Genomic DNA, 20,648 nt, shown 5'->3' on the forward strand with positions numbered 1-20,648 from the left:
ACAGGGAATGTGCTTCGAGCTCGCAGCGCGCCCGGCGGCTAGGGCAGGTGGTCGGCCAGGTAGCGGTGGACGAGCTGCTTGCACTCGGCGATGAGCGCGGGGTCGCCGCCGGGGTCGGCCCGGAAGGCCAGCTTGAGCACCGCGTCCGTGGCCTCGACCGCCACCAGCAGCGCCCGGTCGAGCCCTGGGCCCACGGGGGCGTCGAGGAGCTCGAGCGTCACGGCACGCAGGCGCTCGGCCACGACCACGTTGTTCTCGTGCGTCTCGTCGAGCGCCTTCCTGCTGCCCCCGACGGCGGGCCCGCCCGGGGCGGAGAACACCTCGCCGAAGTCGAGCACGGCGAACCCCGGCGTGGTGCGCTTCATGTCGACGAACTCGTCGATCGCGAGATCGACCAGATCGGTCCAGTGCCCGAGCTCGGCCGCCGGGATGCGCTCGACGATGCGCTGGAGGAACGCCTCCAGGTTGCGCCGCGCCAGCGCCCGCACCAGCCCCTGCTTGTCGTGGAAGAACTGGTAGAAGGTGCCGATGGGCACCTCGGCCCGGCGCGCGACCTCTTTCGTGGTCAGCGCCTCGTAGCCGACCTCGTCGAGCAGGATCGCGCATTCGTCGAGCATCCGTTCCACCCGCTCGACGCTCCGGCGCTGGGCGGGGCGGCGGCGCAAGGTACTGGTCATGACCCCATCCTGGCCTATTCGCCTGGGGTTGAGTCAGATCCTTTGACCTCGGATAACATGAGCCACACTCAGATAACCGTGGAGGCAGGCATGTTCCTCTGGGGTACGGCCACGGCCGCTTACCAGATCGAGGGCGCGACCGGCGAGGACGGCAGGGGCCCGTCCATCTGGGACACCTTCGCCCGCGAGCCCGGCCGCACCCGGGACGGGCACACCGGGGACGTTGCCTGCGACCACTACCACCGCTGGCGCGAGGACGTCGCGCTCATGGCGGGCCTCGGCGTGAACGCCTACCGCTTCTCGATCTCCTGGCCGCGCGTCTTGCCCGAGGGCTCCGGCGCGGTGAACGCGCGGGGCCTGGACTTCTACGACCGGCTGGTGGACGCGCTGCTGGCGGCGGGCGTGCGACCGGTGCCGACGTTGTTCCACTGGGACCTGCCCCAGGCGCTGGAGGACCGCGGCGGCTGGATGAATCGCGATATTTCCGAAATCTTCGCCGAGTACGCCGCCACCGTCGCCACCCGCCTGGCCGACCGCGTCCCGCTCTGGATCACCCTGAACGAGCCCTTCGTCCACATGGCCTACGGCTACGCCCTCGGCGCCCACGCCCCCGGCCGGCTCCTCGTGACCGGCGCGCTCCCCGCCGCCCACCACCAGCTCCTGGCCCACGGCCTGGCCGTACGGGCCCTCAGGGCGGCCGGCGTGAGCCAGGTGGCGCTCACCAACAACTGCACCCCCGTCTGGCCGGCCTCACGCGAGGAGCCCGACCTCAAGGCGGCCGACGCGTACGACATCCTCCACAACCGCCTCTTCAACGACCCCATACTTCTCGGCAAATATCCAGATTTGTCGGCCTATACGCCCAGCCTGGACTTCGTCCGCGACGGTGACCTGGAGACCATCGCCGCCCCGCTGGACGCCCTCGGCGTCAACTACTACAACCCCACCCGCATATCCGCCCCCACCGACGAGGCGCTCCCCTTCACGGACGCGGGCATCACCGGCCACCCCACCACGGCCTTCGGCTGGCCGGTCGTCCCCGACGGCCTGCGCGAGCTCCTGACCGGCCTCAAGACGAGATACGGCACCGCACTCCCGCCGATCATGATCACCGAGAACGGCTGCTCCCAGGACGACGTCCCCGGCCAGGACGGCACGCTCGACGACGAGGCCCGCGTCGCCTACCTCGACCAGCACATCGCCGCCATGCGGCAGGCCATGGCCGAGGGCGTGGACGTGCGCGGCTACTTCGTCTGGTCGCTGCTGGACAACTTCGAGTGGGCGGAGGGCTACCACCAGCGCTTCGGCCTCGTCCACGTGGACTTCGCCACCCAGCGCCGCACCCCGAAGCGCTCCTACCACTGGTTCAAGGAGTTCCTGGCGCGTCAGAACACGCGTCAGAACACGGGTCAGAACACCGACACGTGAACGTGGTCGTAGTGGTTGGCGGTCACCCCGCCGCGATCGGACATCGGGTCCCAGCCGCCACCTGACCGGATGTCGTAGTAACGCTGCTTCCAGATGATGTACATGACACCGATCCGGGCGCCGTTCTTGATCAGCCAGGCGGCCAGCGCGTCGCCGTTGGCGGCGTCGGATCCCCCGGCCGCGCGGCCACCGCCGGACATCATGAAGTCGCAGGCCCGGCCCTTGCCGTGCTCGCCGGGGTCGCCGGGGCGCAGGCAGCCGACGCCGTACTTCATGGGGAAGTTCGCCATGATCTCGGCGCGTACCGTGATCATGCGCTGGGTCAGGCCCTCGGCGCCGCCGGGCTGCTGGAAGCCGAACTTGGACAGGAGCTTGTCGATGTCCTTGCGCTTGGCCTGCATGGCCTTGATCTCTTTGCGCAGCTTCTCGATCTTCTCGTTGGCGTTGACCTTCGCGTCGTTGGACTTGTCGATCAGCTTCCGGACGTTCTCGACGCGTTTGGCGCGCTCGTTGGCCATGTAGGTCATGTTGGCGGCCTGCCCCAGCACCTTGTACGGATCCGCGCTGGGGGCCAGGAGTTGCGCGGCGTCGAGAGGACCCACCATGTAGGAGGTCGTGGCGATGCGGCTGACCTCTTCCTGGGCGGCCAGGAGTTCGGCCTGCAGGCTGCCGGAGGTGTCGGTGGCCTTCTTCGCCTGGATCCTGATCTCCTCCAGGATCTGGATCTGCCCTCGGTAGCGCTCGCTGAGCTGGGCCGCCTGCTTGGTGAGTTTGCGCAGCTCAGCAGGGGAGGGATCGGCCGCGGCAGGAGTCGGGGGGCGCAGGCCGAGCAGCCCGCCGAGGACGGCGACCAGGACGGCGAGCCGCCAGATTCTCACACCCGTCCCCTCCCCTCATAGACGGACCGAAACTATAGAAGATGATCTTGATATCTGTCATCCGAACGAGCGAAGTGCCGCACCTTTGATGAGGTTTTCTGACTTTTGTCGGACTTAACAGCAAGCTAAAAGTTGGGCCTTGTATAGATCGCTCCAAAGGTCTGAGATGGCGAACGATTCCGTCTCTGCGAAGGGGCAGACCGTGTCTCGATCCTTAACCATCGCCGCCGCCGTCATCCTCGGCTTAGGCACCTCACTCGTGGCCACCACCGCCGAAGCTTCCGTGGATCCGTTACCACCCGCCGACCGCCTTGAGTTGTACCAGCTCGAAAGCCCGCCGGGCACCGCGCAGGCGCTCAGGGAGAAGGGCTTCGACGTCGTCCAGCAGGAGGCCAGGGGCGGCAAGGAGCACATAGAGCTGACCGCCGACCAGGCGGACCTCGGCGTCCTGGACAAGCTCGGGCACAAACCGGAGCCCGTACGCAACCCGCAGGGCCAGACTCAGCTGGAGGCCGCCAAGGCGCAGGCCGCCGGCGGCTACACCGTCTACAAGTCCTACTCCGAGCCGGGCGGCATCGCCGACCAGCTCAAGGCGCTGGCCAACGCCAACAGGGACATCGTCAAGCTCCAGTCCATCGGCAAGTCGCTGAAGGGCCAGGACATCCTGGCCGTCAAGGTGAGCACCGGCGCCCGGCTGCTGCCCGACGGCATCAAGCCCGCCACCCTCTACTCCGCCACCCAGCACGCCCGCGAGTGGATCGCTACCCAGGTGGACCTGCGGCTGCTGAAGCACGTGATCGCGAACAGGTCCTCGCTCAGGGACCTGCTCAACAGGACCGAGCTGTGGTTCGTGCCGGTGGCCAACCCCGACGGGTACGACTTCACCTTCACCGAGGGCAACCGCCTGTGGCGCAAGAACCTGCGCGACAACGACGGCGACGGGCAGTTCACCGGGATCGACGGCGTCGACCCGAACAGAAACTTCCCCACGAACTTCCACTACGACGAGGAAGGCTCGTCGAGCATCCCCAGCAGCGAGACCTACCGCGGCACCGGCCCGGCCAGCGAGCCCGAGACCAAGGCCATGGACGGCCTGCTCAGGCGCGTCAAGTTCGAGATGCAGCTCAACTACCACTCGTTCGGCCCGCTGCTGCTCTACCCCAGCGGTTTCCAGATCGCCACGGAGACCGCCGACAACCCGATCTACGAGGCCCTCACCGGCGACGACGCCAACCCGGCGGTCCCCGGCTTCGACCCCGACCTCGGCGCCGAGCTGTACACCACCAACGGCGACACCAACGACCACGCCCACCGTCAGTACGGCACCCTGTCCTGGACTCCTGAGCTGGACGAGGGCTGCGACGGCTGCGGCTTCGTCTTCCCCGACGACGAGGCCCTGGTGCAGGCCGAGTTCGAGAAGAACATCCCCTTCGCGCTCGACGTGGCCAAGTCCGCGGTCAACCCGGCCGAGCCGGTCAACCACCTGGGCAACAAGACCTCGGACTTCGTGCTCGACCCGTTCGACGTCAGCTACGGCAGGGACCAGGTCGTCCAGGTCAACGCCAAGCGCAAGCTCGGCCCCGTCTTCCTGAACTACCAGGTCAACGGCGGCCGGACCAAGACCGCCCTGACCGGCGAGTGGAAGGGCGGCGAGCGGTACGGCGCGGGCTACGACCGCTACTACCACCGGCTCCGCGGCAAGATCACCGGCACCAGGCCGGGTGACTCGGTGAAGGTCTGGTTCAGCTCGATCGGCAGGAAGAGCGCGGACTTCACCTACAAGGTCTCCACGGACATCGGCGGCAAGGTCCTGGTCCTCGCGGCCGAGGACGTCACCGGCCTCAGCCCGGCGCAGGGCGTGACCGAGGCCAAGTACGCCGACGAGTACGCCGCCGCCCTCCAGGCCGCCGGCTACAGCTCCGACGTGTATGACATGGACAAGATGAGCCGCAAGGCCCCGCACCCGCTGGGCGTGCTCAGCCACTACAAGGCCGTGGTCTGGGAGACCGGCGACGACATCATCCCGAGGTCCCAGGGCCAGGTTCCCGGCACCACGTCGAAGGGCGGCGTGGACACCGAACTGGCCGTGCGCGCCTACCTGAACGAGGGCGGCAAGCTGCTGCACGCCGGCAAGTACCCGTCGTACGCGGCCAACGCCAACGGCGCCTACTACTACGAGCCCGACCAGCCGGAGAACCCCGAGTGCGCGACGGCGAACGACCCGCCCTGCATCCAGGTGTTCAACGACTTCCAGCAGTACTGGCTGGGCGCGTACGTCTACTTCGACGACGCGGGCACCGACCACACCACCGAGCAGCCGTTCCCGCTGCGGGGCAACGGCGGCAGGTTCGAGGGCTTCAACGCCACGATCGACCCGAGCCACACCAACTCGTTCGTGGCCACCTCGGCCATCCTGCCCGCCGGGCAGTTCCCGCTGTTCGCCGGCTCCGCCCAGCTCAAGTGGGTACGCCCCGGCGGCCCCTTCGACCCGCACACCGGCTCATGGGACGTCTACAGCGGCATCGCCGACGTCTCCTGGAAGCGGCTGACCAAGACCATCGACCTGACCGGCAAGACCAGCGGCGACCTGTCGTTCTGGACCTCCTACGACACCGAGGCCGACTGGGACTTCCTGACGGTCGAGGCGCGGACGGCGGGCGGCGACGACTGGACCACGCTGCCGGACGCCAACGGGCACACCAGCCAGTCGACCGGCTCCAGCTGCCTGACCGAGAACAGCGGCGGCTGGCGCGTGATCCACCCGTTCACGCAGCGTTACCAGGGCGTGGACTGCGGGCCGACCGGCACCTCGGGCTCGTGGCACGCGGCCTCGGGCAACTCCAACGGCTGGCAGCAGTGGAAGCTCGACCTGACCCCGTACGCGGGCAAGCAGGTCGAGATCTCCGTCTCCTACATCAGCGACTGGGCCACCCAGGGCGCGGGCGTCTTCCTCGACGACTTCGCCGTCACCCTGGACGGCGCGGCCGGCGAGTCGACCTCGTTCGAGACGGACCTGAGCGGCTGGGCTCTCGGTCCGCCCCCTGAGGGCACCTCGCCGTCGATCAACAACTGGTTCCGCACGGACCAGATCTTCGAGGAGGGCGGCGGCATCGTCACCAAGGACACCGTCTACCTCGGCTTCGGGGTCGAGACCGTGACGGACCTGGCCGCGCGTACGGACCTGGTCAAGCGGTCCATGCGGCACCTGCTCGGCTGACGTCCCCGGGGGTGCGGCGCACCGGCGCCGCACCCCCTTGCGTGCGCGGACAGAACATGGTTCGGTCACCTTGAGGCTCACCGCAAACGAGCAAGCATTCGGTCAAGCAGGAGGCTCACGACATGCGCCAGCACGACACGCTGTTCATCGGGGGCGAATGGGTGGCCCCGGCGGGCACCGGGACGATAGAGGTCATCTCCCCCCACACCGAGGAGATCGTCGGCCGGGTGCCCGAGGGCACGGCCGAGGACATGGAACGCGCGGTCGCGGCCGCCAGGGAGGCGTTCGACCACGGGCCGTGGCCGCGGATGACGTTCGCGGAACGTGCCGCGACGATCGGCAGGCTGGCCGCGATCTACAACGAGCGTCAGGGCGAGATGGCCGCGCTCATCACGGAGGAGATGGGCTCGCCGATCAGCTTCTCCAACCTCGCGCAGGCGCCGCAGCCGCTCGGCATGCTGCAGTACTACGCCGAACTGGGCGCGACGTTCGAGCAGGAGGAGCAGCGGCCAGGGCTGTTCGGCCCGATCACCGTGCGCAGGGAGCCGGTGGGCGTGGTGGCGGCCGTCGTGCCGTGGAACGTGCCGCAGTTCGTCACCATGACCAAGGTCGCGCCCGCGCTGCTGGCCGGCTGCACGATCGTGCTCAAGCCGGCGCCCGAGACGCCGCTCGACGCGTACCTGCTGGCCGAGTGGGCCGCCGAGGCCGGGCTGCCGGCGGGCGTGCTCAACATCGTGGTCGCCGGGCGCGAGGTGAGCGAGCACCTGATCTCCCACTCCGGCGTGGACAAGGTGGCCTTCACCGGCTCCACGGCCGCCGGCCGGCGCATCGGGGCCATCTGCGGCGAGCAGCTCAAGCGGGTCAGCCTGGAGCTGGGCGGCAAGTCGGCCGCGATCATCCTCGACGACGCCGACCTGCCCGCCAGCATGGGCTTCCTGACCGTGGCCGCCCTCATGAACAACGGCCAGGCGTGCGTGGCGCAGACCCGCATCCTGGCCTCCCGCCACCGCTACGACGAGGTGGTCGACGCGATCGCGGGCATGGTGAACTCCCAGCCCGTCGGCGACCCCGCCGACCCGGCGACCGGCATCGGCCCGCTGGTGGCCAAGCGGCAGCAGGACCGGGTGGAGAGCTACATCAAGCTCGGCATGGACGAGGGCGCCAAGGTCGTCGTGGGCGGCCTGGACCGGCCCCACTCCCGCGGCTGGTACGTCTCGCCGACCGTCTTCTCCGGGGTCTCCAACGACATGCGCATCGCCCGTGAGGAGATCTTCGGGCCGGTGCTGGCGGTGATCCCGTACGAGGACGAGGCGGATGCCGTGCGCATCGCCAACGACAGCGACTACGGCCTGGCCGGCACGGTGTGGACGGCCGACACCGACCACGGGATGGACGTGGCCAGGCAGGTGCGCACGGGGACGTACGGCGTGAACTGCTTCATGCTGGAGACCAACGCCCCCTTCGGCGGCTACAAGGCCAGCGGCATCGGCCGCGAGCTGGGCCCGGAGGGCCTGGACAACTACCTGGAGTACAAGACCATCGCCCGCCTCGGCTGACGAAAAGGGGCCCCGCAGCCTCGCGGGGCCCCAGGATGGCCACCCAGCGCGCCCCCGCGACGCTGGGCAACCGCCTGACTACAGCAGTATGTCCCATGTCAACCGCATCGACGGTTTTCTTCCCCAGGGACTTTCTCCCGGCGGTTTCCTTCCATCCGCCCTAGGTAGACGTGTATTACTCACGAAAAGTTCGAAGAGATCCATTTGCCAATTCGGCGGATGAGGTCAGGGCTGGCAGCGGACTCGGCATGTCCGAATCCCCGCTCGATCCAGAGCTCCTTCGGCTCCCGCGCGCCGGCGTACATCTGCTCGGCGTGATCGAGGGGAAAGAACGTGTCCACGTCCCCGTGCACGATCAGCAGCGGCGTCGGCGAGACGAGCCCGGCGGCCTCGTGGGGCGGCATCGGGATCGGGTCCCACTCCTCCCGCGCGATCCTCGTGCGCTTGGCCACCCGCGCCGCCCACCGCCCGAGAGGCCGCTCGATGGCCCAGTGGACCTGGCGCATCGGCTTGGTGTCCCGGTAGTACCAGCGGGCCGGGCCGCTCACCGCCACCACGGCGTCCACCCCGCCGCGCAGCCCCGCGTGCCGTACGGCCACCGCCGCGCCCATGGAGAAGCCCACGACCGCGATCCTGGAGTAGCCGGCCACGCGGGCATGCAGGACCGCGGCCTCCAGGTCGAGGATCTCCAGGTCGCCCACCGTGCTCTCGCCGCCGGAGCGCCCGTGGCCGCGGAAGTCGAACGCGATCACGCCGCCGTACCCGCTCAGCACGTGCACGATGCGGCGCGCGGTGCGGTCCCGCCACGAGCCGGTGAAGCCGTGCGCCATCACGATGCCCAGGTCCGTATGGGCGGAGGGGGTGTGCGCGGCGTCCACGCGGACCCCGTCCTCGGTTCTGAGCATGACGGGGAAATTGGGCGCAAAAGGCATGGATATCAGCTTATGTCCGCCCTGCGTCGACCTCGTGGTCGGCCGCCCAGACATCGATCTGCGTGCGGGCGTCGAAGCCGAGTTTGCCCATGATGTTGGCGATATGCCGGGCGACCGTCGCCGAGCTGATCACCAGCTCCCCCGCGACTGGCCCACAACAGCGTCACCCGCCCCTCGCCGAGCCGGTCCCTGGCCGGCCCCAGCAGCTCCTGTACGCGCCCAGGAGTGCCGAACTGCCCGATGGACTCCCGCAGGGCCGTGGCCGCCGAACCGGCCAGCACGGCGCCCTCCAGGTCGTCCTGGGCCCGTGCCAGCGCCGACAGGGCCATGAGCGCCCGCGCGATCCCCCTGCGCTGCCCCGCCCGCCTGCTCAGCTCCAGCCCGGCCGCCACGTGCCGCCTGGCGGTCGCGTGGTCGCCCAGCCCCGCGGCCACCCGGCCGACCTGGGCATGGCAGCGGGCCAGCTCGATCTCGTTGTCCATGCCCTCCAGCAGCGGCAGCGCGCAGGCGTGGTGGGACGCGTTCCTCGCGGACCAGCGCGCTCAGCTCGGCCACGTCACGCGCGCGTCCGATGAAGCGGTTGGGCTCGACGGGCAGGTTGTGCACGGTCATGTGGGCGCCCAAGCGGTATCGCGGGAGGATCACCTTCGCGACAAGTCTCCTCCGCCGCCGGGCCCGATGCGATCACTTTCCGTGCAGAGTCAGCGACCCGTCGGATATGAATGTGAGTCGCTCAGGTCTGCGATGCTCATGATGATCCGTACGCGTGATTCGTCCGCCGCGTCGAGCGCCTGCGGGACGTTCGAAATCATCACCCGCGCGCCGCTCTCCTGGATGCGGTCCCGCAACGTGGCCTCGTCGAGATCGACCGGCAGCGGCCAGACGACACCGCCCGCCGCGATCACCGCGTCGGTCGCCACCAGCAGGTCGGGGCCGACGCGCAGGCAGATGAGCACGGTGTCCCCAGCGCGCACTCCCCTGCGCCGCAACTGGACGGTCGCGACCGCGGACCTCTCGTCCAGTTGTTCCTCGGTGAGCTTCAGGCCCGTGCCCGAGTCCACCATCACGATGTGCTCATCCATGTGGCCCACCGTAAGGAGGGGCGTCTCGTGCACACATGGGGCGGAATATGCAGATCCCTATGCAGAACTGCGCGCCCGGCTACATGGAGGTGTCAGGATGCTCGGCCGCCCACACCGCAATCTGCGCCCGCGAGGTATAGCCGAGCTTCTCCATGATGTTGGCGATATGCCGGGCGACCGTCGCTGGGCTGATCACCAGCTCCTCGGCGATGGCCCGATTGGACAACCCCCGGGTGAGCAGCCCGGCGATCTCCTGCTCGCGAACGGTCAGCAACGAGTGCCTGACCCGCTCGGCCGGCACCTGCGTCCTCGGCGCCAGCCGCTCGCCCTCCAGCACGTGGCGGGCGGCGTCGTCGGGGCTCATCGCCCGTCCGCGCGACCACAACGAGGTCGTACGGCCGTCGCCCAGTTTCGTCCGGGCCCTGACGAGCAACTCCTCGATCCTGATCGTGGCCGAATGTTGCCCGATCGACTCCCGCAGGGCCGCCGCCGCCGCTGCCGCCAGCACCGAGCCCTCCAGGTCGCCCTCGTACTCGGCCAGCACCGACAGCCCCACCAGGCATCTGGCCACCCCCTGGCGCTGCCCGGTGGCCCTGCCCAGAGCCAGGCTGGCGGCCAGCCGCTCGCGCGCCGTGGCGAACTCGTGCAACATCGCCGCCACCCGGCCGATCCTGGCCAGGCAGCGCGCCAGTTCGAGGTCGCTGCCCAGCTCGCTCAGCCAGGGCACGGCCATCTCGTAGTGCGTCTTGGCGGTCACCAGGTCGCCGCGCGCCTCGGCCACCGCGCCGAGCTGGCCGGCGGTCCTGGCCATGATCCAGCGGTGGCCGTGCTCGCTCGCCCGCGCGAGCGCTTCCTCACCGTGCCGCTGCGCCTCCCGCAACCGCCCGCGGGTCAGGGCCACCGCCGACAGCCCGGCCAGCCCCGCCGCCTGGTTCCAGGTGTCTCCCGAGCCGGTGGCCATGGCCAGGCCCTGCTCCGCGTGGTGCAGCGCGTCGTCGGAGCGGCCCATGCGCAGCAGCACCACGACCACGAGGCTGTGCATGACGCAGCGCGGGAAGACGTTGTCCCGCGCCATCCCGGCCAGGCTCTGCTCGGCCACCTCCAGCGACCGGCTCAGCTCGTCCCTGGCCTCCAGCCCGTACGCGAGATAGGCCTTGGCGTGCGCGAGCTCGTCGGCGGGCACGCCGGTCGTGTCCAGCGAGAGCAGCCGCTCGATCCAGCCGACGATCTCCGTCATGCTGCCCCCCAGCGGCAACAGCCCCGTGCTCGTCCTGCACAGGCGCAGCCCCAGGGTCACGTTGCCGGACTCGGCGGCCCAGTCGAGCGCCACCCGCTGGTCGTCCACGAGGCTCCTGGTCGCGCTCAGCGCCTCCAGCCGCTGGGGCCAGGGCGCGCGGGGCACGACGATCTCGCCGTCGAAGTGGCGCTCCTGCAGCTCGCAGAGCACGTTGAGGTGCCGCTCGCGCAGGACCTCACGCTCGTCCGCCTGGTCGAGGCGCTCCAGCGCGTAGCGCTTGATGGTCTCCAGCAGCCAGTAACGCCTGCGGCTCTCGTCGCACAACATGAGCGACTTGTCCACCAGGCCGCCGAGCAGATCGACGATCTCGCCCGCCGAGATGGGCCGCTCGGCGCAGACCTGCTCGGCCAGGTCGAGGTCGAAGTTCCCGGCGAACACCGACAACCGGCGCAGCAGCACCTGCTCCTTGGCCGAGAGCAGGTCGTAGCTCCACTCGACGGCCGCCAGCAACGTGCGCTGCCTGGCCGGGGCCGTGCGCCCGCCGGTGGTGAGCAGCGAGAACCGGTCGTCTATGCGGTCGGTGATCTGGCCGGGGCTGAGCAGGCTGGTGCGGGCCGCGGCCAGCTCCAGCGCCAGCGGCAGCCCGTCGAGCGCCCGGCACAGGCGCACCACGTCGTGGATGCTCTCGGCGCCCAGCCTGGTGCCGGCGGCCGCCGCCCTGTCCATGAACAACTGCACGGACTCGGCGTCCTCCGAGTCGGCGGCGGGCAGGTCGAGCGGCGGCACGCGCCAGATCAGCTCGCTGGCGATCCGCAGCGGCTCCCTGCTGGTGGCCAGCACGCGCAGCGACGGGCAACTCGCCGTCAGCGCCGCGACCACCTCGGCGCACCTGTCGACCAGGTGCTCGCAGTTGTCCAGCAGCAGCAGGCAGCGCTGGTCGCGGAGCCTGGCCGTCACGGTGTCGAGGAGCGGGCGACCGGCCTCCTCGACCACGCCGAGCACGCGGGCGATCTCCTGCTCGACGAGCTCTGGCCGCCCGAACCTGGCCAGCTCGACCAGCCAGACGCCGTCCGGGTAGGCCGGCACCAGCCCGGCGGCCACCTGCAGCGCCAGCCGGGTCTTGCCGATGCCGCCGACCCCGCACAGCGTCACCACGCGTGTCTCACCGAACAGCTCGTGCAGGTCGTCCAGGTCGCGCTCGCGGCCGACGAACCGGTTGGGCTCTGCCGGAAGGTTGTGCCGAGGGGAATCTGGCATGTGCTCACCCTGCGTCGCGGAAGGATCACACTCTCCCACAGTGTCGCACTTTTCACAGGCCAAGCGAGCTCACGATCGCCCTTTCGTCGACGACACGCAGAATCGGATCCCCGAGCAGCCGCCTGGCCAGGTCATAGGGCGCGACGACCACGGTGGCCCGGCGCTCCTGGGCCAGCACGCGGCAGCCGACCAGACTCGGCTCGTGGGCGACCACGACGTGGGCGCCGGACGTCATCACTAAATCGATCACCCGCAGCCCGCGGAACGGCTCGCTCACCGCGCTGATCACCACGTCGTCCTTGCCCACCACCAGCCGGGTGGCGAGCCTGCGCAGGTCGGTCGCCAGCTCGGTGTTGTCGAACAGCCGGGAGCCGTCGAGCGTGACCGCGGGCCCCGCCAGCGGCCCGAACTCGACCGCCCCGGCGGTCAGCAGGTCGGTGAAGGGCCTGGTCCCCGGCGTGGGCCGGAAGGAGAAGACCTGGTCCACCTTCACCTCGGTGGGGTCGTAACGGTCCTGGGTGATCATCATGCGGGCGGCGCCGGAGCCCGTGAGCACCGCGACCCCGCCCGCCCAGGCGACGGCGTGGACCGCCACGGGCAACGTCGCGCCCAGGGGGACGTCCACGAGCACCTGCTCGCCGTAGCGCAGGCCCTGGGCGCGCAGCCCGGCCGCCGCGCGGGTGACCCGTCTCGCGAAGGCGGCGTACGACAGCACCTCACCGGTCCTGACGTCGCTCACCGCCGGCTGGTCGCCCTGCATGGGTGCGGCAGCCATAACGAGCTCAGTCCAGGTCATGCCGTCAAATCTAGGTACGAGGACCAAGATTGCCATGCGCACAATTGTGCAAGCACCTATGTAAGTGCGGTTCCCGCTACTTGCAGCAGACCGCTGAACGCGGCCTACTGGAGGCGCGGCGCGTTCGGGCCTGCCATGGACGATTCACCCTTTACCGCCGTTTTGCCCGCAAGAACGACCGGACCCAGGCGGCGACCAGGCGCGAGTTGAGACGCCTTCCGAGGGCGTTCGAACAGGCCCTCGTGCCCGCGCGTACGCTCGCCACCACCTCGTCCCGCTCCTGTCATCAGGGGGATCAACTAGACTTATAACGTCGCGACTTCGCGCGGCCGCCCCCACGAACACAGAGCGAGACGTCATCATGCCTTTGAACAGCCGCGACGACCTGCGGAACATCGCGATCATCGCGCACGTCGACCATGGCAAGACCACGCTGGTCGACGCCATGCTCTGGCAGTCCGGGGCGTTCCGCGCCAACCAGGACGTCGACGACCGCGTGATGGACTCCAACGACCTGGAACGCGAGAAGGGCATCACCATTCTCGCGAAGAACACCGCCGTCCAGCACAGCGGCATGACCATCAACATCATCGACACGCCCGGCCACGCCGACTTCGGCGGCGAGGTCGAGCGCGGCCTGTCGATGGTCGACGGCGTGGTGCTGCTGGTGGACGCCTCAGAGGGGCCGCTGCCACAGACCCGGTTCGTGCTGCGCAAGGCGCTGTCCGCCAAGATGCCGGTCATCCTGTGCATCAACAAGGTCGACCGTCCCGACGCCCGCATCAAGGAGGTCGTGGACGAGGTCTACGAGTTGTTCATGGACCTCGACGCCACGGCGGAGCAGATCGACTTCCCGATCGTCTACGCCTCCGCCAAGGCGGGGCGGGCCGCCATGGCGCGGCCCGATGACGGCGGCATGCCCGACTCAGAGGACCTTGAGCCGCTGTTCGACATCATCAAGTCGACGATCCCGGCGCCCGTCTACGACCCGAGCGCGCCGCTTCAGGCCCACGTGACCAACCTCGACGCCTCCTCCTACCTGGGCCGCATCGCGCTGTGCCGGATCCACCAGGGCGTCCTGCGCAAGGGCCAGCAGGTGGCGTGGTGCCGTACCGACGGGTCGATCCAGCGAGTCAAGATCACCGAGCTGCTCATGACGGAGGCGCTGGAGCGCAAGCCGGCCGAGCAGGCCGGTCCCGGCGACATCATCGCGATCTCGGGCATTCCCGAGATCATGATCGGTGAGACGCTGGCCGACCCCGAGGACCCGCGGCCGCTGCCGCTGATCACGGTGGACGAGCCGGCCATCTCCATGACGATCGGCACCAACACCTCGCCTCTGGTCGGCAGGGAAAAGGGCTCCAGGGTCACCGCCCGCATGGTCAAGGACCGCCTGGAGAAGGAGCTCGTCGGCAATGTCTCGCTGCGCGTGCTGCCCACCGAGCGGCCCGACACCTGGGAGGTGCAGGGCCGCGGCGAGCTGGCGCTGGCCATCCTGGTGGAGCAGATGCGCCGCGAGGGCTTCGAGCTGACCGTGGGCAAGCCCCAGGTGGTCACCAGGACCATCGACGGCAAGGTGCACGAGCCGGTCGAGCGGCTGACGGTCGACTGCCCGGAAGACTACCTCGGCGCGGTGACCCAGCTCCTGGCCGTGCGCAAGGGCCGCATGGAGCACATGACCAACCACGGCACCGGCTGGATCCGGATGGAGTTCGTGGTGCCGGCGCGCGGGCTGATCGGCTTCCGTACGGAGTTCCTCACCGAGACGCGCGGCACCGGCCTGGTGCACCACGTGTTCGAGGCCTACGAGCCGTGGTTCGGCGAGCTGCGCACCCGTAACAACGGCTCGCTCGTGGCCGACCGGTCGGGCCCTGTGACCGCGTTCGCGATGCTCAACCTGCAGGAACGTGGCGTGCTGTTCGTCGCGCCGACGACCGAGGTCTACGAGGGCATGATCGTCGGCGAGAACTCCCGGTCCGACGACATGGACGTGAACATCACCAAGGAGAAGAAGCTCACCAACATGCGCTCCTCCACCAGCGAGGAGACGGAGAAGGTGATCCCGCCGCGCAACCTGTCGCTGGAGCAGGCCCTGGAGTTCATCCGCGAGGACGAGTGCGTGGAGATCACTCCGGCGACCGTGCGCATCCGCAAGGTAGTGCTCGATGCCTCCATCCGGGGCCGCGCCGCCGCTCGCGCCAAGCGGGCGTGAAGCTAGTTTTCACCACCGGCCGCGTTTTGCTCGCTTTTTGCAAGCAAAACGCGGCTTTTGGGTAAGTACGGGCAGTAAGCGCCCCGGCTCGGCCATGTGCGATGGATGAACTCTCCCGTGTCACGCCGTAAAGAAAAGTTGTCATGGGAATAAGCTGTAATCACACCGTGACCCCACGAGATAGAACAAACGCGCACGCCGGAGAATCATCCAAATTGTGGGAAAACTCCGGATGGCAATCGCGTTCGGGCTGGCTCTGGTGTCGTTGGGGGCGATCGTTTGGTGCACCATTGCAGCCAGACCGGTAGCGGGGCCTGCGCCGCCCCAAGGCGCCGCAGCGCCCAACCCGTGGGTAGCCGCCGCCACCCGCGCCGACCCCACCGCGCAGTGGGCCCGCAAGGCCGGCACCGAGGTGACGGTCACCAGAGCACGCGACGCCGACCTGGAACAGGTGCCTGAGGGGCGCCTCGACCCCAGGCAGCGCCAGGTCAAGGTGACCGTCGTCCACCGGCTCCAGATGAGCCCCGACGACACGCTCATCGAGGCGTTACGCCAGGGCGCCGGCTTCCCCGGCACACTCCAGCAGGCCATCGACGCCGCGTTCGGCGCGATCAAGGTGGACGGCGTCAGCCTGACCCCCACCACGCGCCTGGCGCCGATCCTCACCAGCGACGCCCAGCGGACCATCGCCCAGTTCACGGTGACGCTGCTGCGGCAACTGGACACGGACGACCTGCTGAAGCTCGACTTCAGCGCGCCCAACGCCTTCCCCCTGATCGTGACCGGCCGGTCGATCGCCGTCCTGCCCGGCGAGTGGACCGTGCTGCGCCTGGAGGGCATCACGCCTGAGCAGGAGCAGCAGGAGCGGCTGGCGTTCACCGTCGGGGCCTATCCGGTGAGCATGACGCTGGCCCCGGACTCCTACGGGTTCGCCGACGTGGTCGTCGAGGACGACTTCTCGTGGGCCACGGCGCTCGGCGTGCTCACCGCGATCGCGCTGATCGTGTTCCTGCTGCGCTCGCTGGGCAAGGGCTGGTGGGCGCGGCCGCCCAACAGGGAGCTGGTCATCGGGCTGTCGCTCGCGGCCCCCACACTGCTGATCCCGCTGTTCGCCGAGGAGTGGTCGGCGGTGGCCTACGTGATCCTCTTCGTCGCCGTGCCCCTGCTCGCGCTGCGGCACGCCGGCCGCGTGCTGCCCACCAGCCCGCCGTGGAACACCCGTGACCTGCTGATCGTGACCGGGATGGGGGTGCTGGTCGGGCTCGGCATGCTGATCTGGTCGTGGCTGCACGGCCAGCTCTCCGGCCAGACCCTGCTGGCGGGCGGGGCGGTGGCCGCCGTCGCGGCGGCCGGCGCGGCGATCGCCTTCAGCGTGGACCTCGGGGTACGGCCGGTGATCGTACGGCTCGCGGTCCTGTCCGCCGAGGCCGCGATCGGGCTGCTGGCGGCGGCGCTGTGGCTGCGGGCGCTGCTGACCGGGGTGTACCCGCCCGACAGCATCCGCCTCGTCTTCGCCCTGGGCTGGGCCCTGATCCCGATCTCCGCGATGGCCGTGGCGACCAAGCAGTGGAAGCGCCAGGCCGTCGTGGGCGCCGTGCTCATCAGCCTGCTCGTCCAGGGCTGGCCCACCGAGTGGCTCGACTCGGGGTCGTGGAGCCTGGCCGTGCCCCAGCAGGAGCCCATGATCGGCAGCCTCACCCTCACGCCGATCGTGCGGGGCGTGCTGGGGCTGCTGCTGCTCGGGTTCGTGATGCTGGTGCTGCGGCTCAGGCGGCTCGGCGGGCAGGTGGCCTCGATCGACAACCCGGTCGCCGAATCCACCATGATCGCCGTACTGATGGTGCTGTACATCACGCCCGGCGGCAGCACGACCCTGGCCGACATCGACGTGCCCCTGCCCCTGCTCGCCATCACCTCCCTGGTGGCCTGGGGCACCGCCCGCTGGCTCCTCACGGGCCCGCGCGTGACCATCGTCGAACCCCTCGACCAGGAGGAACACCGCCGGCTCGTCCGCGCGGCCCTGCACAACCGCCTGCTCCTCGTCTCCGAACAGGACCTCTACCGGTACGGCCGCGGCAGGATCGGGGCCGGCGACCTGTCGATGGCCGACTTCGAACAGCAGCGCAGCGCCCTGGAGAGCGCCATGAACCGGCACGGGCGGCACCCGGAGACCGCCTTCGCCACCACCGCCGGCTGCACGCCCTGGCACAACGGCATCCACGCCTTCACCGTCAGCCTCCTCCTGAGCCTGCCCTTCGCCCTGGTGTACGGCTGGCCCGAAGGCGTGGACCTGACCAGCTTCATCTTCGACGGGCGCTACCTCATCACCCTGCCCGCCTTCGGCTTCCTTTTCGGCTACTTCTACCCCCGGATCCGCGGCACCCAGCCCATGACCAAGGCCCTCCACCTGACCGCCGCCGCCCTGCTGACCGAGTTGTCCGGCTACCTGTCGACGCTCGCGGAGCCCGACATCGGGGCGATCGACAAGGCCCAGGTGGTGGGGATCGTGGTGGGGCAGGTGATGATGGTGTGCATCGGGCTCGGGTTGTTCTGGGAGTGGCGCACCATGCATCTGGCGGGCGAGCCGTGGGCACGCGTCCGCAACCTCCGCAGCGTCCGCAGCCTGGCCGCCCCGACCCTGGCATTGGTGCTGGCCGCCGGCACGACGGCAGCCTCCTCAGCCGCCGGCCAGACCGTGGACCGCATCCTGAAAGGCGACCAGATAACAACCACCGCCACCACCGCCCCACGCTGACCCCCACACAGCGCACCACCGCAGCGGAGGTAAGGGTCATGGGCGGGCGTTCAACGGCGTGGTAGTTCGCTGCCTCTCACGTGCGTGCACAACCACTCCACCAGCGGCCCCGCCGAGCGCCACGTTCTCTCCACCCGCCTGCGCACCTCAGCCGTGTGCACCCACTCCGCGGGCTCGAACCGCATCCCGGCGAACAGCGACTTGTGCCGGAGCAGTTCGATGCGGGGATGGTCCTCGTCGAAGCCTCGCGGCCGCGTCTTGAGCCGCTCGCCCAGGATCTCGAAGCCCTCCGCCTCCAGCGAGCCCACGATGGACTCCAGGGGCTTGCCGGAGAGATCCTCGTCCACGGCGGCCCGGTAGCGGGCCACCTGGTCGGAGGCGGTCGAGTAGATGCCACCCGCCGTGAACAGGCCCGAGGCGCTGAGCTCCACGTAGAGGCCGATCCCGGGCATGGCATCCACGAAGGCGCCCTGGTGGGTCTTGTACGGCGACTTGTCCTTGGCGAAGCGGACGTCGCGGTAGGGCCGGAAGAGGTGGGCGGCGCCGAACTCCGCGGCCAGCTCGTCGGCGAGAGCCAGCATGGGAGCTCGGACGGCCTCCTCGTAGAGCCGTTTGTGCTGGGCGAAGTAGGTCTTGGAGTTGTCCGCCTCAAGCCCCTCGTAGAAGAGGAACGCCTCGTCGGGAAAGCCGGTGAAACCCATGCGCACAAGGGTGCCATGTCCCACCGACAGTCAGCGCTCGGTGTAGGTCCGGCCGGGCGCGGGCGTCTTGCCGTACAGCTCGGAGACGGTGACAAAGGTGTAGCCCTTCTTGCTCAGCGTGTCCAGCACCGCCGGTACGGCATCGACGGTGCTGCGGTGGATGTCGTGCAGCAGGACGATCGATCCGGGTTTGGCGTCGCCTGCCCGCTTGGCCACGATCGAGGCGACCCGGTCCTGCCAGTCGAGGGTGTCGAGGCTCCACAGGATCTGGGCCAGGCCCTCCCTGCGCGTCTCCGCCTCGACCTTCTTGTCCGTCGCCCCGTACGGCGGCCGCATCACCCGCATCCGCACCCCCGTCAGCCGCCGCACGATCTCCTCGGTGTGCTTGAGCTCCCGTTTGACCTCCTCGAGCGGCAGCCCGGAGAGGGCCGGATGGCTCCAGGAGTGGTTGCCGATCTCGTGGCCGTCGCCCACGATGCGCCGGACCGTCTGCCCGCCCCTGTCGGCCGCCACCATCTGCCCGAGGACGAAGAAGGTGGCCCTGACGTCACGTTTGCTCAACTCGTCGAGCAACCGCCACGTGTGCTCCCCGGGACCGTCGTCGAAGGTCAGGGCCACGCATTTGAGCCTGGCGCAGTCGAACTTGCGGCTGCGCGGCCAGCCCGCCTGCATGGACACCAATCGTTTGGCCAGCGCCACAGGATCGACGACGACCGGCCTGGCCGGCATGGCCGGCGCCCTGGACTGCTGCTGGCGGCGCGGCACCGACTGGGTGACGCAACTCACCAGGGCGAGCAGGGCCAGCGGCAGGGCCCATACGCGCATGCTTCCCCCCGAAACGCCGCATGCGGGGGCCTACGGATAATCCTGGACCGGTGCCCCCCGCAGCTCCCTGTCCAGGTCGTCCCACCAGAGTGGGACATCCGTCTGCAATTCCTTGTAGCGGCGCGCCACGCGCATGGCACATCCGACCGGATCCGTACCCAGATGCCGACGTTTCACCGGCCCTTCCTGCCACCGGTAAAAACCATCTCTATAGCGCACGACCAGGCCGATCCACACCGAGATGGTCTCGTCGTCGCCTACCTCGTACGCGCTGGTGACGCCCAGACCATGAAGCTCCGCCTGGAGCTTCTCCGTCGCCCCTCGGGCCTCACTCACACGCCACCCCCTGCCGACGTCGCCGTACACAAGGGATGTACCCAACAACGGGCATCAGCCGTCCAAGACATGGAGTAATCATGAAACTCCACCGGGTGATCCGGGGGGTGTTCGCGCATTTTCGCTCAGGCCGAATCGTGCGCTTCGCGCGGCTCCGCGACGACCATGATGAACCTGAGCTCTTCTTCGGCCCTGTTCGCGTAGACGTGGGGGCGGTCGGCGGTGAAGAGCACGGCGTCGTCCTTGCCGATCACGTGACTCTTGCCGTACACACTGAGCGTCAGCTCACCCGCCAGCACCGTCAGCATCTCGCGGGTGCCGGGCGGGTGGGCGTCGCCGTCGTGGTGCTCGCCCGGCGCCAGCCGCCAGTCCCACAACTCCAGGATCAGCGGCATGTCCGCGCCGACCAGCAGCCGCGCCTGCACGTCGCCCTGGCGGAACGTCACCACGTCCGTTTTGTCCACCACCCGCACCATCGGCACGTCGGCGACCTCGACCAGCCTGGCCACGGTGACGCCGAGCGCGGAGGCGATCCGGGTGAGCGTGGTGACGGACGGGTTCGTACGCCCCTGCTCCACCTGGACCAGCATGCCCCGGCTCACCCCTGACCTGGCGGCCAGCGCGTCCAGGGTCAGCCCGCGGTGGGCGCGCTGGGCGCGGACGTTGTTCGCGATGGCCTGGGTGATCAGCTCCGGGTCCTCCATGGGAGTGCAGTCTAGTGACTCCTTTTTGCACCAGAATGTACTCTGTCTGTTGTAC

At 69.3% G+C, this 20,648-nt stretch carries 16 protein-coding genes; 5 read left to right on the plus strand and 11 right to left on the minus strand.

Features of this window, described 5'->3' with window-relative positions; translation table 11 throughout:
• Positions 1 to 38 precede the first annotated feature (38 nt).
• Positions 39 to 677, minus strand: a complete 639-nt coding sequence (locus tag ACFPZ3_RS40385) for a TetR/AcrR family transcriptional regulator (protein WP_379519642.1) — start codon at positions 675 to 677, stop codon at positions 39 to 41.
• Positions 678 to 767: 90 nt separating this feature from the next.
• On the opposite strand from ACFPZ3_RS40385, the gene ACFPZ3_RS40390 reads away from it, so the two are divergent.
• A complete protein-coding gene (locus ACFPZ3_RS40390; protein WP_379519643.1) occupies positions 768 to 2,105 on the plus strand; it encodes a GH1 family beta-glucosidase in 1,338 nt (445 codons plus the stop codon).
• Here the strand turns inward: ACFPZ3_RS40390 and ACFPZ3_RS40395 are convergent.
• A complete protein-coding gene (locus tag ACFPZ3_RS40395) occupies positions 2,087 to 2,983 on the minus strand; it encodes a VldE C-terminal domain-containing protein (protein ID WP_379519644.1) in 897 nt (298 codons plus the stop codon). The genes ACFPZ3_RS40390 and ACFPZ3_RS40395 overlap by 19 nt on opposite strands.
• 202 nt (positions 2,984 to 3,185) lie before the next feature.
• On the opposite strand from ACFPZ3_RS40395, the gene ACFPZ3_RS40400 reads away from it, so the two are divergent.
• Positions 3,186 to 6,200 carry a M14 family metallopeptidase gene (locus tag ACFPZ3_RS40400; RefSeq protein WP_379519645.1) on the plus strand — a complete coding sequence of 1,005 codons (3,015 nt, stop codon included), beginning with the start codon at positions 3,186 to 3,188 and terminating at the stop codon, positions 6,198 to 6,200.
• 122 nt (positions 6,201 to 6,322) lie between these two features.
• Positions 6,323 to 7,756: an aldehyde dehydrogenase gene (locus ACFPZ3_RS40405; protein WP_379519646.1), complete on the plus strand. Its 1,434-nt coding sequence runs from the start codon at positions 6,323 to 6,325 to the stop codon at positions 7,754 to 7,756.
• A 179-nt stretch (positions 7,757 to 7,935) separates the two neighbouring features.
• On the opposite strand, the gene ACFPZ3_RS40410 is transcribed toward ACFPZ3_RS40405, so the two are convergent.
• From ACFPZ3_RS40410 to ACFPZ3_RS40430, 5 genes are all read right to left on the minus strand, one after another.
• The gene (locus ACFPZ3_RS40410; protein WP_379519647.1) at positions 7,936 to 8,661 is read right to left on the minus strand and encodes an alpha/beta hydrolase; all 726 of its coding nucleotides are present in this window, start codon (positions 8,659 to 8,661) and stop codon (positions 7,936 to 7,938) included.
• 32 nt (positions 8,662 to 8,693) lie between these two features.
• Positions 8,694 to 9,170, minus strand: a complete 477-nt coding sequence (locus ACFPZ3_RS70340) for a hypothetical protein (protein ID WP_465263585.1) — start codon at positions 9,168 to 9,170, stop codon at positions 8,694 to 8,696.
• Positions 9,171 to 9,389: 219 nt separating this feature from the next.
• Entirely contained in the window at positions 9,390 to 9,770 is a 381-nt protein-coding gene (locus ACFPZ3_RS40420; protein ID WP_379519649.1) for an AMP-binding protein, read from the minus strand.
• Between the two features lie 79 nt (positions 9,771 to 9,849).
• On the minus strand, positions 9,850 to 12,264 hold the full coding sequence (locus ACFPZ3_RS40425; protein ID WP_379519650.1) for a LuxR C-terminal-related transcriptional regulator: 2,415 nt from the start codon (positions 12,262 to 12,264) through the stop codon (positions 9,850 to 9,852).
• 52 nt (positions 12,265 to 12,316) lie between these two features.
• Positions 12,317 to 13,060 (minus strand): AMP-binding protein, encoded by a 744-nt coding sequence (locus ACFPZ3_RS40430; RefSeq protein WP_379519651.1) that lies wholly within the window; start codon positions 13,058 to 13,060, stop codon positions 12,317 to 12,319.
• A 361-nt stretch (positions 13,061 to 13,421) separates the two neighbouring features.
• Between ACFPZ3_RS40430 and typA the strand changes: the two genes are divergently transcribed.
• Entirely contained in the window at positions 13,422 to 15,272 is a 1,851-nt protein-coding gene (typA, locus tag ACFPZ3_RS40435; RefSeq protein WP_379519652.1) for a translational GTPase TypA, read from the plus strand.
• A gap of 232 nt (positions 15,273 to 15,504) precedes the next feature.
• Positions 15,505 to 18,027 carry a hypothetical protein gene (locus ACFPZ3_RS40440; RefSeq protein WP_379519653.1) on the plus strand — a complete coding sequence of 841 codons (2,523 nt, stop codon included), beginning with the start codon at positions 15,505 to 15,507 and terminating at the stop codon, positions 18,025 to 18,027.
• A gap of 50 nt (positions 18,028 to 18,077) precedes the next feature.
• Here ACFPZ3_RS40440 and ACFPZ3_RS40445 read toward each other — a convergent pair whose 3' ends face one another.
• From ACFPZ3_RS40445 to ACFPZ3_RS40460, 4 genes are all read right to left on the minus strand, one after another.
• Positions 18,078 to 18,728, minus strand: a complete 651-nt coding sequence (locus ACFPZ3_RS40445) for a DUF2461 domain-containing protein (protein ID WP_379519654.1) — start codon at positions 18,726 to 18,728, stop codon at positions 18,078 to 18,080.
• A 30-nt stretch (positions 18,729 to 18,758) separates the two neighbouring features.
• Entirely contained in the window at positions 18,759 to 19,553 is a 795-nt protein-coding gene (locus tag ACFPZ3_RS40450; RefSeq protein WP_379519655.1) for a polysaccharide deacetylase family protein, read from the minus strand.
• Positions 19,554 to 19,583: 30 nt separating this feature from the next.
• Positions 19,584 to 19,889 (minus strand): hypothetical protein, encoded by a 306-nt coding sequence (locus tag ACFPZ3_RS40455; RefSeq protein WP_379519656.1) that lies wholly within the window; start codon positions 19,887 to 19,889, stop codon positions 19,584 to 19,586.
• Between the two features lie 125 nt (positions 19,890 to 20,014).
• Entirely contained in the window at positions 20,015 to 20,593 is a 579-nt protein-coding gene (locus tag ACFPZ3_RS40460; protein ID WP_379519657.1) for a helix-turn-helix domain-containing protein, read from the minus strand.
• Positions 20,594 to 20,648: the final 55 nt, after the last annotated feature.

Source organism: Nonomuraea insulae (genome assembly GCF_042656245.1).

Excerpts from the sequence above, each read along its gene's own strand:
- ACFPZ3_RS40385 (WP_379519642.1), bottom strand. The coding sequence starts at position 677 with ATGACCAGTACCTTGCGCCGCCGCCCCGCCCAGCGCCGGAGCGTCGAG.
- ACFPZ3_RS40390 (WP_379519643.1), top strand. The coding sequence starts at position 768 with ATGTTCCTCTGGGGTACGGCCACGGCCGCTTACCAGATCGAGGGCGCG.
- ACFPZ3_RS40405 (WP_379519646.1), top strand. The coding sequence starts at position 6,323 with ATGCGCCAGCACGACACGCTGTTCATCGGGGGCGAATGGGTGGCCCCG.
- ACFPZ3_RS40410 (WP_379519647.1), bottom strand. The coding sequence starts at position 8,661 with ATGCTCAGAACCGAGGACGGGGTCCGCGTGGACGCCGCGCACACCCCC.
- ACFPZ3_RS70340 (WP_465263585.1), bottom strand. The coding sequence starts at position 9,170 with ATGGACAACGAGATCGAGCTGGCCCGCTGCCATGCCCAGGTCGGCCGG.
- ACFPZ3_RS40420 (WP_379519649.1), bottom strand. The coding sequence starts at position 9,770 with ATGGATGAGCACATCGTGATGGTGGACTCGGGCACGGGCCTGAAGCTC.
- ACFPZ3_RS40425 (WP_379519650.1), bottom strand. The coding sequence starts at position 12,264 with ATGCCAGATTCCCCTCGGCACAACCTTCCGGCAGAGCCCAACCGGTTC.
- ACFPZ3_RS40430 (WP_379519651.1), bottom strand. The coding sequence starts at position 13,060 with ATGACCTGGACTGAGCTCGTTATGGCTGCCGCACCCATGCAGGGCGAC.
- typA (WP_379519652.1), top strand. The coding sequence starts at position 13,422 with ATGCCTTTGAACAGCCGCGACGACCTGCGGAACATCGCGATCATCGCG.
- ACFPZ3_RS40440 (WP_379519653.1), top strand. The coding sequence starts at position 15,505 with ATGGCAATCGCGTTCGGGCTGGCTCTGGTGTCGTTGGGGGCGATCGTT.
- ACFPZ3_RS40445 (WP_379519654.1), bottom strand. The coding sequence starts at position 18,728 with ATGGGTTTCACCGGCTTTCCCGACGAGGCGTTCCTCTTCTACGAGGGG.
- ACFPZ3_RS40450 (WP_379519655.1), bottom strand. The coding sequence starts at position 19,553 with ATGCGCGTATGGGCCCTGCCGCTGGCCCTGCTCGCCCTGGTGAGTTGC.
- ACFPZ3_RS40460 (WP_379519657.1), bottom strand. The coding sequence starts at position 20,593 with ATGGAGGACCCGGAGCTGATCACCCAGGCCATCGCGAACAACGTCCGC.